A 12751-nucleotide genomic window follows, 5' to 3' on the forward strand; every position below is an offset into this window, starting at 1 on the left:
GACCCAACCTTCTTATGATAAAATTAAATAGAATTTGAAAGGATTGATATTATGCTTCAAAGAATACTTCCTGCCGGCAAGGATTTCATTAAGGAAATCGTTACTGCAGAAAATACACTGGTCGATGCCACATGCGGCAACGGCCACGACACCGGTTTTCTTGCCGGACTGGTACCGGACGGTCACGTCTACAGTTTCGATGTGCAGGCTGAAGCGATAGACAGTGCACGTGAAAAGTATAACGGTGACAACATTACTTTCGTGCACGACGGTCACGAAAACATTTCGCAGTACGTTAAAGCACCTGTCAGAGCAGGCATATTCAACCTCGGCTATTTACCGGGCGGCGACAAATCGATTACGACAGCATACGATACGACGATTGCTGCAGTAACCGGCCTGTTTGAGCTTTTATCACCGGGCGGCCGTATTGTTATCGTTGTTTACCACGGCCACGACAGCGGTAAAGTCGAGCGTGATGCGCTGCTTGAAACACTGTCGGCATGGCCGCAGGATAAAGCCCAGGTGCTCCGTTATCAGTACATCAATCAGAAAAACAATGCTCCGTTTTTACTGGTTATAGAAAAATTGAAGTAAGATATTTAAATATCTTACTTCAATTTACTCCATTATGACTCCTATCGAAAACAGCTGCGCATTAAAGAACTGTTTCATTAAATAATACGGGTACTCTATATTCTCTCTCTGGAAAATACTGTGCTCCTCTGAATCGAGCATCGTAAATCTGAAATCATCGGATAATGTCCGCTTAATATATTTCGCTGATAAGTACGGATTAATAATCTGGTTATCATTGCTCATTACTGTCAGTATCGGCACACCCGCGACTTCTTCCATATTCTCGGATGTCAGTTTCATCTGGTTGATAATTGTTTTGTACCACTGGTAGCTGACTTTATCGACGATCAGTTCATCCTGTTCATAACGTGCGAGGAACCGTTTATCCTGCGTGAAGTAACTCATCTTAATACCGAGATTAAATCTCGCCTCGTCACTCGTTACACGGACGCTTGTCAGTATTGTATTTTTGCGGTTCATAAATGACTGTTTAAATGATAAGAGCGGATTCAACGCAACAATTCCGTCGGACTGGATTTTGTTCTGTCGGTGCGCCTCCAGTGCAATTAGTGCACCGAGACCCTGTCCAAGAATAAATGTCGGCAGATCATACCGCGCGGCAAGTTCGTGCCATTCTGCGACTCTTTCCACATACTGATCAAAACTGTTGATATGTCCCTTGTTGACACGTGTAGTCTGACCGTGCCCCGGCAGGTCGCCGATAATGACATGATAACCGTCACGACGCAGTTTTACCGTCAGCTCATCGTAGTACTCATGGTGCTCCAGCAAATCATGAACAATGACCACGACACCCTTTGGTTCGTTTTCTGTCTCCCACTTCCACATAAGCTTTCTCCTTACAAAAATATGCAAATTTGATATGATGGTTTTATTATAACATTTGAGAAGGGAAAGGATATTTAAAATGATAATAGATTACAAAAATCACACACCGGAGATTCATGACAGTGCTTTTATCGCGCCGAATGCAACGGTAATCGGAGATGTTAAAATCGGGGAAAATTCTTCAGTATTGTTCGGTTCGGTCGTACGCGGTGATATCGCACCTGTACGTATCGGTAATAACACGAATATCCAGGACCTGTCGGTACTGCATCAGACTCCGGGGCTGCCGTTAACTCTCGGAGACAATGTCACTGTCGGACATAAAGTGACACTCCACAGCTGCACGGTTAAAAGCGGGGCTTTAATTGGAATGGACTCAATCGTGCTTGACGATGCTGTAATTGGGGAAAATGCATTTATAGGCGCCGGCTCACTCGTTACAGGAGGAACAGTCATTCCGCCTAACACACTGGCGTTCGGACGTCCTGCAAAAGTGGTCAGAGAGCTGACAGCAGAAGACCTTGAGGAAATGAAACGTATCAACGAGACATATGTTGGTCACATTCCGAACTATAAAAATTAAATAAATAAAAAGTTTTACACCCTTTTTCTATAAAAAGGCGATATAATAAATTGAGCACAAAAAGAAAACGCTTTATTTACAGGAGGATTAGCAATGGGAGTAGTTAGGGATATTTTCATCGGTTTATCAGAAAACAAGATTTTGAATGACGCATCAAAGCAAATAGGGCTTCGTTTTGGTGCACAGAAAGTTGTCGGAGGAACGGGTGTAAATGACACTCTCAAGCGTCTTGCCGACATTAATAATCAGGGAATGAGCGTTACGTTTGATAACCTCGGGGAATTCGTTTCCGACCGCAGCGAAGCTGAAAAAGAAAAAAACAACATTATTAAAATGATCCGGGAAAGTCATAAAGCCGGACTTGATGCGCATGCATCGGTTAAGCTTTCACAAATTGGATTAGGAATAGATGAAACGTTTTGCTACAACAACATTAAAGAAATTATGGAAGCTGCCAAAGAGGCAAATATGTTCGTCAACCTTGATATGGAGAACTACTTATCAAAAGAACAGTCACTGACAATTCTTGATAAGCTCCTTGAAGAATATGACAACGTGGGCACTGTAATTCAGGCATATTTCTACGATGCGAAAAAAGAAGTCAGAAAGTACAAGAATATACGTACACGTTTAGTAAAAGGTGCGTACAAAGAGCCGGATACGATTGCATACCAGTCGAAGGAGGATATCGATCAGTCCTACTTCGAAATTATTAAAACACATTTAGTTGAAGGTGACGGATTTACATCCATCGCAACACATGACCACAACATTATCGAGAAAACAATCCGTTTTATTGAAACGCAAAAAATTTCAAAAGACAAATTTGAATTCCAGATGCTGTACGGTTTCCGTAAAGACTATCAGCAGGATTTAGTCGCACGCGGCTATAATATGTGTGTGTATGTACCTTATGGTACTGACTGGTACGCTTACTTCATGAGACGACTTGCGGAAAGACCTCAAAACCTTAACCTTGTTGTGAAGTCACTGACTTCGAGCAAAAAAGTAAAAGCCGGTGCGGCAATAGCTGCTGCAGTCGCAGGTCTTGCACTTGTACGTAAAGCGTTTAAAAATTAAGTTTAGATTGGAATTTATATGAATAAATATTTAAGTATAGGCGCAGGTGCAGCTCTCGGTGCACTCTTGCGCTTTTTACTGTCCATAGGTGCACTGACGCTGCAGCTGCCGTTTTACAGCAGCACTTTATTAGTGAATATCGCCGGCGCACTGTTAATCGGTTTTTGTATCGCGAAAGAATTAAAACCGAAAAACTCCGGTTTTTTAATAACGGGATTCCTTGGGAGTTTCACGACATTTTCGATGCTGAGCTATGAACATTATCTGCTTCTGTCATATGGAGACTATGTAATGTTTATAATCTATCTCGGACTCAACCTGTTCGCAGGTATCATCGCTGTCTTCCTTGGATTTACGCTCGGAGGTAAAAAATTAAATGCTTAATATACTGACGATGATGGTTGCAGCCGCACTCGGTGCTTGTCTGAGAGCGTATATTAACGAGCTGCCCGTTTTTAAAGATAAAGACATGCCTTACAATACGATGACGGTTAATATACTGGGCGCATTCCTGATGGGATTCGTCGTTATGCTGGTCACGGCAAACACACAGTATTATCTAATTATCATTACCGGATTTTCAGGCGGGTTTACGACGTATTCACAATTTGCATTAGATCAGTTTAACCTGCTCCGTGAGAAAAAAACTAAATTATTTTTTAAATACTCGCTAAGCACCATTTTCTTTACCCTGGTTGCTGTTGCATTCGGCTTAATTGCCGGGAGTATGTTTGTGTGAAAACAAAAAGTTACCATCTGTTAAAAACAGATGGTAACTTTTTTATTTACGCCGCAACTCCAAGCGGTGAAAAGATTATATAACTGCCGACAACAATTGCCAGTACCGCAATGCCTGCGACATATCTGTATTTCCACGGTGTCATGTCCACTTTTGAGAAGTCTGACTGCAGGTCGAATTCATTCGATGGATACAGCTTATTAAATACAAGCAGCACTGCCAGATCGATAAAGAACAGTACGCTCAGTATATATAAGTAATGCACATCCGATAAAAACAGGCTTGCTGATGTGTACAGAATTATATGAGTTATAAATGTAATTTTCGCACCGAGCTTCGATGTCTTTTTCGCAAAGAATCCTACCATTACTAGTATTAATACGGGCAGACTGTATATTCCGTTAAACTGCTGCACGACTGCATACAATCCTGACGGGAACAGTGCGATTAACGGTGCAAGTATGACTACAATCACCCCGGCTACAATCGTTGTGATTCTTCCTACATATGATACCTTTCTATCCGATGCATTTTTGTTAATAAATGATTTATAGAAGTCCAGCGAGAATAATGTCACCGTACTGTTCAGTGCTCCTACAAATGAGCTCATAATTGCACCAAATATAATAGCACCGAACAGCCCGTATGCCCATTCCGGCAATATCGTGCTGATCAGCATCGGATACGCGTTATCTGCTGTACCCTCGATATTTCCGTTAAAAATATTGTATGCAATAATACCAGGCAGTACTAAGAACAATGCACCGAATATTTTAAATATACTTAAATAAATTGCACCTTTCTGTGCTTCTTTCAAGCTTTTTGCTGCCAGTGCTTTCTGTACAATCATCTGATTCGTACACCAGAAAAACAGATTGTTAAACAGCATACCGAAAAACAGTGTCGGCCACGGAACAATAGCTGAGTCTACTGCACCCCACGCGTTTAATTTTTCCGGAGTATCTTTGACAATCCGGTCAAAGCCCTGAAGATAATTCCCGTCCCCAAGAAATCTGAGCGCAACTATTGTTACTGCCAGTCCGCCGACTATTAAACCGATTCCGTACAATGTATCACTGTACGCACTTAACGACAGACCACCGATAAATAAATACATTATTCCCGCCGCTCCGATGACCACCGCGATAATAATCACCGCTGTACCGTCACTGATATTCAGAAATCCGCTGACATTAAACAGCTGGTTAAATACGAGAGAACCAGAATATAAAACAACAGGCAGAAACGATACTACATAAGTGAAAATAAATAGCATTGATACCAGTCTCTTCGTAAATACGTCATAACGCATTTCGATAAACTCGGATATCGTGCTGATTCCGTATTTTAAATATTTAGGAAGGAATACCCAGCACAGCAGTACAACTGCGACTGCCGCTGTGACTTCCCATGCCATAACTTCCATACCTGCAACAAAACTCTGGCCGTTCTGCCCGACGAGCTGTTCGGTTGATAAGTTGGTCATAATTATAGTTGATGCGACCGCAAATCCGGTCAGGCTGTGTCCGCCCATAAAATATCCGGATGCGCTCTTTTTATTTACGCTTCTTGATCTGAAATATGCATATAGTGCCACGCCGATAATTACTGTTAAAAATATAATAATAGACAAAACACTCAAAGCTAAATCTCTCCTCATTTAATGGTGTTAATCAATAAGCAGTTCATTCAGCTTTTTTAAATAAAGAAAAAGTAAATTTAGCGATGATATCAAACTCCGTTAATATCATGGGGTCCATATCTAAAATTTCCACCTCTTTATGTGTAATACAATTTCAAATAGAATAACTATAAGTGTAGTACAGTATTATTTAAAACGCTAATTTTAAATATTCAATTTATTCATCATATAATTTTATAACAAAAAAACCAGAGTTTCCTCTAGTTTTAATGATGTAAATTCACAAATTCTTCTATCGGCAAATGAAAATCCTGGATGTGGTCTTTGATTTTATCGTGAGACCAATCCCACCACTTTATTTCAAGCAGTGCACTTATCACATCATCGTTAAATCTTCTTTTAATTTCTTTTGCCGGAACTCCCACAACAATTGCATACGGCGCAACATCTTTAGTCACTACAGCACCTGCACCAATCACTGCACCATGCCCTACTGTAACTTCTGGCGAGATAATCGCGCCGTGTCCAATCCATGTGTCATGACCAATCGATGTTACACGACCTTGTCTATGATTGAAAAATTCACTGTCATCAAAATCACTGAAGCCGTACATTTTCTGTCTGTACGTGAAATGATGCAGTGACGGTCTATCATAGGGATGGTCCGTCGGACCAATTCTTACCGTTGCAGCGATATTTGAAAATTTACCTATAACAGTGTTCTGCACAAAACAGAACTGCCCGGTATAGGAATAATCTCCTAACGTACTGTTCTCTAAAAAGTTAAACATACCCACTTCAGTATAAGCACCGAACTCACAGTTTTTAACATTCGTATTATCATGAATTAATACATCTTTACCTAACTGCTTATTTAGAATATTCATCTTTATCCTCCAGCTCATTAATACTTACAATCTTACCTTGGCGCCATCTCTGACGAAGTAAAGTAAGTATTAACTTTGTAGAGAACAAGTAAATTTAGCCCAGCTTTCTGTACTGTTGCTGATTGGAGGATGTTTTCTCAATCACTTCGACTGATTTTTTCTTCTCCACTTTGTCTAAAAACAGACGGCCTAAACTGCTTCGCGTTTCCGTTTCAATACGGTTCCACTTATAGCCTTTAAAAAGATCCTTCAGCAGAAACACTTCGCCTTCTTTTAAGTTCTTCGTTTCCTGCCATGCTTTTTTAATCAGCTTTTTCTCACTCTTTGCCATCATTATCACCTCGGTTTCTCTTAAATTATTAATACCCACTTTAGAGAGGTTCTAACAACTACAGCACTGCATTTGCAATCAGCATATCTATTTCACGGATATCTATTTTTTTATCAAGTTTGATTTTAAAATTACCTGTCCTTGTCCACAACTCAATTTCAGAATTAAAATCAAACATGCCCTTAGCATTTTCCGATGACCATATATCAATGATTTTATATGGTATGGAGTATATTTCAACTTTCTTTCCTGTCATCCCCTGTGAATCGCGCACAATGATACGTTTAGTCGTAAATGTAACACTGTCGCGGAATGTTTTATACGATTCAACCGCTTCTTCTCCATTTACAAGCATTTCTTTTATATCTTCCGGTACTGGAATTTCAGCGAACAATGTAACTTCCAGAATGTTTCCAACTTCCATAAATCTACTCACTGCCTTTCAGTTTTATTTATTTGTATTCAGTAATCTCATTGATGTTAGTAACAGTACGTTCGCACCATTAACTAATTGCTCCGGCGACGTATATTCCAGCGGATTATGGCTGACTCCGTCTTTACTCGGGACGAAGATCATTGCCGAAGGTGCAATTCTATTAATCATCTGTGCATCATGCCCTGCCCCCGACGTCATAAGCTTGGAACTTAACTTTAAATCCCCTGCTGCTGCGACGATATTTTCAACGATTGTCTTATCAAAAGTGACAGGTTCAAAAATTGCAAACTCTGTTGCCTGCACGCCGATTTTACCTTCCTCTTCTATTTCCTTAAGTGTATTTCTGACTAATTCCTGTGCTTCATGGAACCCTTTCTCTGTCGGGCTTCTCATATCCAGCGTAAATGTGGCTTTTGAAGGAATAATCGTCGCTGCATTCGGCTCCAGCTGAATGGAACCGAGTGTCGCTACAGTATCCAGTCCGTTTTTATTTATATAGTTATACAGCGTCGACATAAAGTAAGTCACTGCCTGCATCGGGTCTTTACGTAAGTAGTTTGGCGTTGAGCCTGCATGGTTCGCTTCACCGGTAAAAATGATTTCACGTCTCGAGTTCCCCTGCAGATTATGCACTGCACCAATTTCAAGTTCTTCTGTATCGAGTACCGGTCCCTGTTCGATATGAAGTTCAATGTAAGCTTCCGGCTCTATAAACCCGGGTTCATTTTGACCGGCATAGCCGATACGTTCCAGTTCATCCCCGAGACGCAGTCCGTCGATACCGACAGTATCGAGTGCCTTGTCTATATCCAGATCTCCGGAATACACAAGAGAACCGAGCATACTTGGCGGGAATCGTACGCCTTCTTCATTTGTAAATGCTGCGATTGTCACCGGTCTGTTCGTTTTAACATTGTTCTCTTTCAGCGTCTGGACAGTTTCCAAGCCCGACAGTACACCGTAACTGCCGTCATATTTCCCTGCATCGATTACAGAGTCAATATGCGAGCCGAGCATTAACGGCTTCCGGCCTTTGTTATGCTCTTCTTCCCATGTCGCAAAAACATTTCCAAAACGGTCGACTTCAACTTTTAAACCCAGTTCATCAAACCAGCTGATCAGCAGATCTCTGCCAAGCTTATCTTCGTCAGAAAGTGCCAGTCTGATCAGCTGACCTTTGTCGTTTCTTCCGACTTCTCCCAGTTCATTAATTCTGTTCAGTAATCTGTCTTCATTAATTTTTAATTGTTCCACTTTAGATGCGCCCCTTTTTTTAAAAAAATGCATTTACTGATATTTACCCTGAGCCGTTGAATTTACTCCAATATTAACTGTACGACTTCTTCTTTTGTAATACTGCCCAGATATTTTTGTAAATCTATCGAACCAAGTGCTGCAGTCAGATCTTCTTCTTTTAATTTTATTCCTGTAAGTACTTTTTCAACATCATTGATTTCACGGCTGCCGAAAAAATCCCCGTAAATTTTAGCGTGCTGTATAATACCGGAATCTACATCGAGAGTAATATCAAGTGTTCCGATAGAAAATCTGCCGTCTCTCGAATATTTAAACCTTGGTGATTTTCCGAATGTCCATTCCCAGTTTCTGTACTTCTCTTCCATCATCTTATCAATGGCTCTCCAGTCTTCATCAGTCAGTTCATAAGTTTTTACTTCACTTCTGTCTCTAGCGTTGAATATTTTTAAAATCATGAGTTCACAAAATTCAATGCTCGACAGATGCCTGTACTCATCCGGTAAATAATCTCTTAAAGAGACCACTCTGCTCCTGACCGACTTGATGCCTTTGGATTCCATTTTCTTTTTGTTCGGCCTTAACGATTTCTCCATCTTCTCTTCATCGATATCAAGGAGCAGTGAATATCCGCTGTACGTCCGGCCGTTCACTACACTCATCGCTCCCCCGGAAACTTTTCTGCCGTCGATATGCAGATCATTCCGCCCGCTTTTTTCAATATTTTTTAAGCCGAGTTCTTTTAATATTTGAATAGCCGGTTCATACATCTGATCAAAGTTTATATCGGCACTTAAATCGGTATTGTCACTGACAAAACAGAAATTTACCCCGCCCATATCGAGATAAATCGTTCCGCCGCCCGTATCCCTTCTGACGAGATTAATACCATTCTCCTTCATATATTCAAGATTGGCTTCTTCACGTGCGTTCTGATAACGGCCCACCTGAACAAGCGGTTCTGTTATATACGGAAAAACCATGTCTTCTCCGAGAAACAAATTCTGCTGGGCGTAAACCTGTACCGCCAGTGCAAGTGCCCCGTCATATATATATTTTCCATTGCGCTTAACTTCTATAAGATACATTAACTAATGCTCCGTTTCGTAAGTTTTCATTTTAGTAAACTGCTGTTCTTTTTCGACATCTGACAACAGTTTTTTAATATCTTCTTGCAGCCATACCAATCTGTCTCTAATCTCATGCGGCATACTGTAATCTTTTAAGTTCACCGTCATATATAAAGCATTACTGCGATTTTCGGTCATTTTTTGGAATGGATGTTTAATAACCTGCGGTGCCATATAACCGCAGCCGAGCTCCAGAAGTAATATCTTCTTATTTATATTTTCATCAAGAAAATTATTAAACAGTTTTTGGTCCAGACAGAACTTTTCATCTTCAACCATCCAGTCAGTATGATTCCTCCTGTTCAGCTCCATCGGCGCCCCGCATTCTCCACAGTATGGTATCAAGTCATCCGGAACTCTCATACTGTTCTGCTGTTCAATCATCTTTTTCATTAACGCTTCATTATTATATCTTTTCTGAGTACAGCCTTGTGAACACTGCAGCAGATTATACTTCCCCTGCACGTCAAATACTCTGTCAGGATTAAAACCTGCAATTTCAAAAGCATTATCCGCATTGGAAGTAATAATGTGATAATTTTTACCTTCCAGCAATTCATTCAGCCGGACATAGGATTCACCAAGCGGCTGACTCATATAATTTAAATCTACAAATCGGCTGAAAAATGCCCACTCTTCATTTAAAGTTTCAAAATCAAACACACTGGCCTGAAACATATCAAGCCAGCAGTATTTCTCTATAAAATCAGGAAAGCTCTCCGTGAACCTCGGTCCTGCATATGTAAAACCATCAGCGGCTGCCATCCCTGCACCGACACCGATTAATACCGCATCCGCTTCATCCAGCGCCATCGACAGTCTGCCGGCAGCAGTTAAATTATTATTGTTTAAGACGTTCCACGATATTTCGTTCATAGCTTTCAGTCCTTTATGAATAGTTAAAAATATTCTTATCTAATACTATAACAAATAAAAAAATTAATATTTTACAACTTCCGGTATCAGGATGAATCCATCTTCGTCCGTTCCGAATTTTCTCGATGCAGCAATATCTTTGTGTATTAAATATAATCCCAGCGCACACAGCACTGCATCCAGTTTGTCTTCCAGATGTTTATGATGTTTGCGGGTAATCGTCTCTTGATCCACAATCAGTTTTTCACTGAATTTTGAAATCAGATTCTGCTGTTCAAAGAGCCCTATCCGTTCGGTCATCAGTTTCATCTGACCTACTGTTTCTTCGAACGTCATGCCTTTTTTACGTTTATATTTAACCGGAAATATATCCGGAAACAGACCGCTCACGATACCTGTCGGGAATGTTTCGATGATTGTTGAGCCCTGTTCATGCATACCGATGCTGATATCCGGAATGTTCCTGATTATTAAGCTGCTCAGCATTTCACCTCTGATGCCTTTATACGTTTTCACCATAAACGTTCTGTTCGAGTGAAATGCAAACAGACGGTGCCCGTTAATTCTGCTCCGCTGCAGATCCCGTTCCGCCTGGCGTGAGCCTGTCTCATTATTCACAACGAGCGGCGCGTCAATAGCAATGTGCAGCGTTTCGCCGCTGTAATTTTTAATAATATTGACGAGCTCGTCATCACTGAAAACTGCCGACTCCAGCATCAGCACTTCCCCACTCTCGTCTATAACACAAATACCGCTTTCATTTTTATATGTCCATGCAAGATCTATGCCGATAAACTTCATTTATATCACTCAATTCTGTATATCATTATTGATACTGTTCCAAGTATATTATACTTAAAGTAACTTATTAACTCAGGGGATGGTTTTAATGACAAAAGCACTGCTTATTATCGATGTGCAGAAAGGGTTTCTAAAAGGCCATGAAGAACTGCCGGAGCGCATTGCCGGCGTTGCCCGTCATTTCTTAAGAAATCATGATAAGGTTGTTGCGGTTCAGCATATTGATGAGAATGAAGGCAGCCCGATTGAATTCGGTACCGACGGCGCAAACATTCCGGATATTTTAACAGATACTGCTGATATTTTTATTCAGAAAAAAACACCGGTTGCTTTTAAAGATACAGAGCTCGACGGGTATTTAAAGAAACATAAAATTAAAGAGCTGTTTATCGTCGGATTTAATATGGAATTCTGCATACTGTTTACTGCTGTTGCTGCTTTCGACAGAGGCTATGATGTTACAGTAATTGAAGACTTATGCGGTACGGAAAATAATGGAAGCACTTATGGAATGAATGATCTCGAGATCGAGAAATTCGTCGGCACTGTACTCGACCGGTCTGATGTTGTTCAGAATAAACGTCTGGATGAAACAGAGTTTAAAGATGATTGAAGAATTAATGTCCGAGCTGCCGCTTAACGATATTCAATCTATTACACCGTTTAACCGGGGATGGTCCGATGACCGGAAATTTATCGTTACAGCCGAAAACAGTAAATTTCTGCTTAGAGTCGGCAACATTAAAAACAAAGACAGATTTCTGCAGCATGTTCTTCTGTTACAGCAGTCTGCGGAAATGAATATTCCGACTCACAACCCGGCTGCCCACGGAGAATGTTTGTCAGCGACTCATTACTACATTCTCCTGAACTGGATTGAAGGTAATAATGCCGGTGATGTACTGACCGGTTTCACTTCATCAGAACAGTATGATTTCGGAGTCACTGCCGGGAAAATCCTGTCAAATATTCACAGTTTCACACCGGTATTTGAGAATCCGGAATCGTGGAGTAAAAGGTATAATCGTAAAATCGACCGTAAGATTGAAATGTACAACAACTGTGAATTGAAATATCAAAACGGTGAACTGCTTTTTGACGTAATTACGAAATACAGACAGCTTATTAAAAATAAAACCGACGTACAGCACCACGGTGATTTCCATATCGGTAATATGCTGATTGATTCAAATCATAAGCTGCATATTATTGACTTTGACCGGCACGATACCGGTGAAGCTTACGAAGAATTTAACCGGATTACATGGTGTGCTTCAGTCAGTCCGGAGTTTGCCAGCGGCAGAATTGACGGTTACTTTAACAATGACGTTCCTGAAGAATTCTGGGAGATGCTGCAGCTGTATATTGCAACGAACATGCTCTCATCACTGCCGTGGGCAATTCCTTTCGGTGAAAAAGAAATCCGGACAATGAGACGCTCTTATGCTGAACTTCTAAATTGGTACGACGACTTTGAACTGACTGTTCCAAAATGGTACAGGAAATATGAGAATCATTAAGAATGAGAATTCTTCACCTCCTACTACTAGAAAAACACAAAAAA

Annotated in this window: 16 protein-coding genes; 7 read left to right on the plus strand and 9 right to left on the minus strand. The window is 40.7% G+C overall.

The window, feature by feature from the left end; all coding sequences use genetic code 11:
• Window positions 1-48 precede the first annotated feature (48 nt).
• Window positions 49-597: a tRNA 5-(aminomethyl)-2-thiouridylate-methyltransferase MnmM gene (locus RZ44_RS05490; RefSeq protein WP_035809338.1), complete on the plus strand. Its 549-nt coding sequence runs from the start codon at window positions 49-51 to the stop codon at window positions 595-597.
• 24 nt (window positions 598-621) lie between these two features.
• Here RZ44_RS05490 and RZ44_RS05495 read toward each other — a convergent pair whose 3' ends face one another.
• Window positions 622-1428: an alpha/beta fold hydrolase gene (locus RZ44_RS05495; protein WP_035809339.1), complete on the minus strand. Its 807-nt coding sequence runs from the start codon at window positions 1426-1428 to the stop codon at window positions 622-624.
• Between the two features lie 79 nt (window positions 1429-1507).
• On the opposite strand from RZ44_RS05495, the gene RZ44_RS05500 reads away from it, so the two are divergent.
• The 4 genes from RZ44_RS05500 (at window position 1508) to RZ44_RS05515 (ending at window position 3830) form a co-directional block, all read left to right on the plus strand.
• On the plus strand, window positions 1508-2011 hold the full coding sequence (locus RZ44_RS05500; RefSeq protein WP_035809341.1) for a gamma carbonic anhydrase: 504 nt from the start codon (window positions 1508-1510) through the stop codon (window positions 2009-2011).
• Between the two features lie 93 nt (window positions 2012-2104).
• Window positions 2105-3091, plus strand: a complete 987-nt coding sequence (locus RZ44_RS05505) for a proline dehydrogenase family protein (protein ID WP_035809343.1) — start codon at window positions 2105-2107, stop codon at window positions 3089-3091.
• A gap of 18 nt (window positions 3092-3109) precedes the next feature.
• On the plus strand, window positions 3110-3475 hold the full coding sequence (locus RZ44_RS05510) for a fluoride efflux transporter FluC (RefSeq protein ID WP_035809344.1): 366 nt from the start codon (window positions 3110-3112) through the stop codon (window positions 3473-3475).
• The gene (locus tag RZ44_RS05515) at window positions 3468-3830 is read left to right on the plus strand and encodes a fluoride efflux transporter FluC (protein ID WP_035809346.1); all 363 of its coding nucleotides are present in this window, start codon (window positions 3468-3470) and stop codon (window positions 3828-3830) included. The genes RZ44_RS05510 and RZ44_RS05515 overlap by 8 nt, the downstream gene beginning before the upstream one ends.
• Window positions 3831-3876: 46 nt before the next feature.
• Here the strand turns inward: RZ44_RS05515 and RZ44_RS05520 are convergent, their stop codons facing one another.
• The 8 genes from RZ44_RS05520 to RZ44_RS05555 all read right to left on the minus strand — a co-directional run bounded on the left by RZ44_RS05520 (window position 3877) and on the right by RZ44_RS05555 (window position 11187).
• Window positions 3877-5472, minus strand: coding sequence for a solute:sodium symporter family transporter (locus RZ44_RS05520; protein ID WP_035809349.1), 1596 nt, complete (start codon window positions 5470-5472; stop codon window positions 3877-3879).
• A 266-nt stretch (window positions 5473-5738) separates the two neighbouring features.
• Window positions 5739-6359 (minus strand): LbetaH domain-containing protein, encoded by a 621-nt coding sequence (locus RZ44_RS05525; RefSeq protein WP_035809352.1) that lies wholly within the window; start codon window positions 6357-6359, stop codon window positions 5739-5741.
• A 94-nt stretch (window positions 6360-6453) separates the two neighbouring features.
• On the minus strand, window positions 6454-6690 hold the full coding sequence (locus RZ44_RS05530) for a single-stranded DNA-binding protein (protein WP_407927284.1): 237 nt from the start codon (window positions 6688-6690) through the stop codon (window positions 6454-6456).
• Window positions 6691-6748: 58 nt separating this feature from the next.
• The gene (locus RZ44_RS05535) at window positions 6749-7114 is read right to left on the minus strand and encodes a PH domain-containing protein (RefSeq protein ID WP_035809354.1); all 366 of its coding nucleotides are present in this window, start codon (window positions 7112-7114) and stop codon (window positions 6749-6751) included.
• Between the two features lie 24 nt (window positions 7115-7138).
• Window positions 7139-8380, minus strand: a complete 1242-nt coding sequence (locus tag RZ44_RS05540; protein WP_035809356.1) for a M20 family metallo-hydrolase — start codon at window positions 8378-8380, stop codon at window positions 7139-7141.
• A gap of 62 nt (window positions 8381-8442) precedes the next feature.
• Window positions 8443-9468 carry a lipoate--protein ligase gene (locus tag RZ44_RS05545; protein WP_035809359.1) on the minus strand — a complete coding sequence of 342 codons (1026 nt, stop codon included), beginning with the start codon at window positions 9466-9468 and terminating at the stop codon, window positions 8443-8445.
• Window positions 9469-9471: 3 nt separating this feature from the next.
• A complete protein-coding gene (locus tag RZ44_RS05550; protein WP_052108832.1) occupies window positions 9472-10386 on the minus strand; it encodes an SIR2 family NAD-dependent protein deacylase in 915 nt (304 codons plus the stop codon).
• Between the two features lie 63 nt (window positions 10387-10449).
• Complete coding sequence (locus tag RZ44_RS05555) at window positions 10450-11187, minus strand: DUF429 domain-containing protein (RefSeq protein ID WP_035809360.1); 738 nt, start codon at window positions 11185-11187, stop codon at window positions 10450-10452.
• An 88-nt stretch (window positions 11188-11275) separates the two neighbouring features.
• On the opposite strand from RZ44_RS05555, the gene RZ44_RS05560 reads away from it, so the two are divergent.
• Window positions 11276-11800, plus strand: a complete 525-nt coding sequence (locus tag RZ44_RS05560) for an isochorismatase family protein (RefSeq protein ID WP_035809362.1) — start codon at window positions 11276-11278, stop codon at window positions 11798-11800.
• Complete coding sequence (locus RZ44_RS05565; RefSeq protein ID WP_171816114.1) at window positions 11793-12707, plus strand: aminoglycoside phosphotransferase family protein; 915 nt, start codon at window positions 11793-11795, stop codon at window positions 12705-12707. The genes RZ44_RS05560 and RZ44_RS05565 overlap by 8 nt, the downstream gene beginning before the upstream one ends.
• The last annotated feature ends 44 nt before the right edge of the window (window positions 12708-12751 follow it).

The sequence above is a fragment of the Jeotgalicoccus saudimassiliensis genome (genome assembly GCF_000756715.1).
In the GTDB taxonomy this organism is placed as follows: Bacteria; Bacillota; Bacilli; order Staphylococcales; family Salinicoccaceae; genus Jeotgalicoccus; species Jeotgalicoccus saudimassiliensis.

Coding starts and splice junctions, on each gene's coding strand:
- RZ44_RS05555 (WP_035809360.1), bottom strand. CDS start 11,187: ATGAAGTTTATCGGCATAGATCTTGCATGGACATATAAAAATGAAAGC.
- RZ44_RS05535 (WP_035809354.1), bottom strand. CDS start 7,114: ATGGAAGTTGGAAACATTCTGGAAGTTACATTGTTCGCTGAAATTCCA.
- RZ44_RS05505 (WP_035809343.1), top strand. CDS start 2,105: ATGGGAGTAGTTAGGGATATTTTCATCGGTTTATCAGAAAACAAGATT.
- RZ44_RS05495 (WP_035809339.1), bottom strand. CDS start 1,428: ATGTGGAAGTGGGAGACAGAAAACGAACCAAAGGGTGTCGTGGTCATT.
- RZ44_RS05525 (WP_035809352.1), bottom strand. CDS start 6,359: ATGAATATTCTAAATAAGCAGTTAGGTAAAGATGTATTAATTCATGAT.
- RZ44_RS05550 (WP_052108832.1), bottom strand. CDS start 10,386: ATGAACGAAATATCGTGGAACGTCTTAAACAATAATAATTTAACTGCT.
- RZ44_RS05565 (WP_171816114.1), top strand. CDS start 11,793: ATGATTGAAGAATTAATGTCCGAGCTGCCGCTTAACGATATTCAATCT.
- RZ44_RS05515 (WP_035809346.1), top strand. CDS start 3,468: ATGCTTAATATACTGACGATGATGGTTGCAGCCGCACTCGGTGCTTGT.
- RZ44_RS05500 (WP_035809341.1), top strand. CDS start 1,508: ATGATAATAGATTACAAAAATCACACACCGGAGATTCATGACAGTGCT.
- RZ44_RS05545 (WP_035809359.1), bottom strand. CDS start 9,468: ATGTATCTTATAGAAGTTAAGCGCAATGGAAAATATATATATGACGGG.
- RZ44_RS05530 (WP_407927284.1), bottom strand. CDS start 6,690: ATGGCAAAGAGTGAGAAAAAGCTGATTAAAAAAGCATGGCAGGAAACG.
- RZ44_RS05560 (WP_035809362.1), top strand. CDS start 11,276: ATGACAAAAGCACTGCTTATTATCGATGTGCAGAAAGGGTTTCTAAAA.
- RZ44_RS05510 (WP_035809344.1), top strand. CDS start 3,110: ATGAATAAATATTTAAGTATAGGCGCAGGTGCAGCTCTCGGTGCACTC.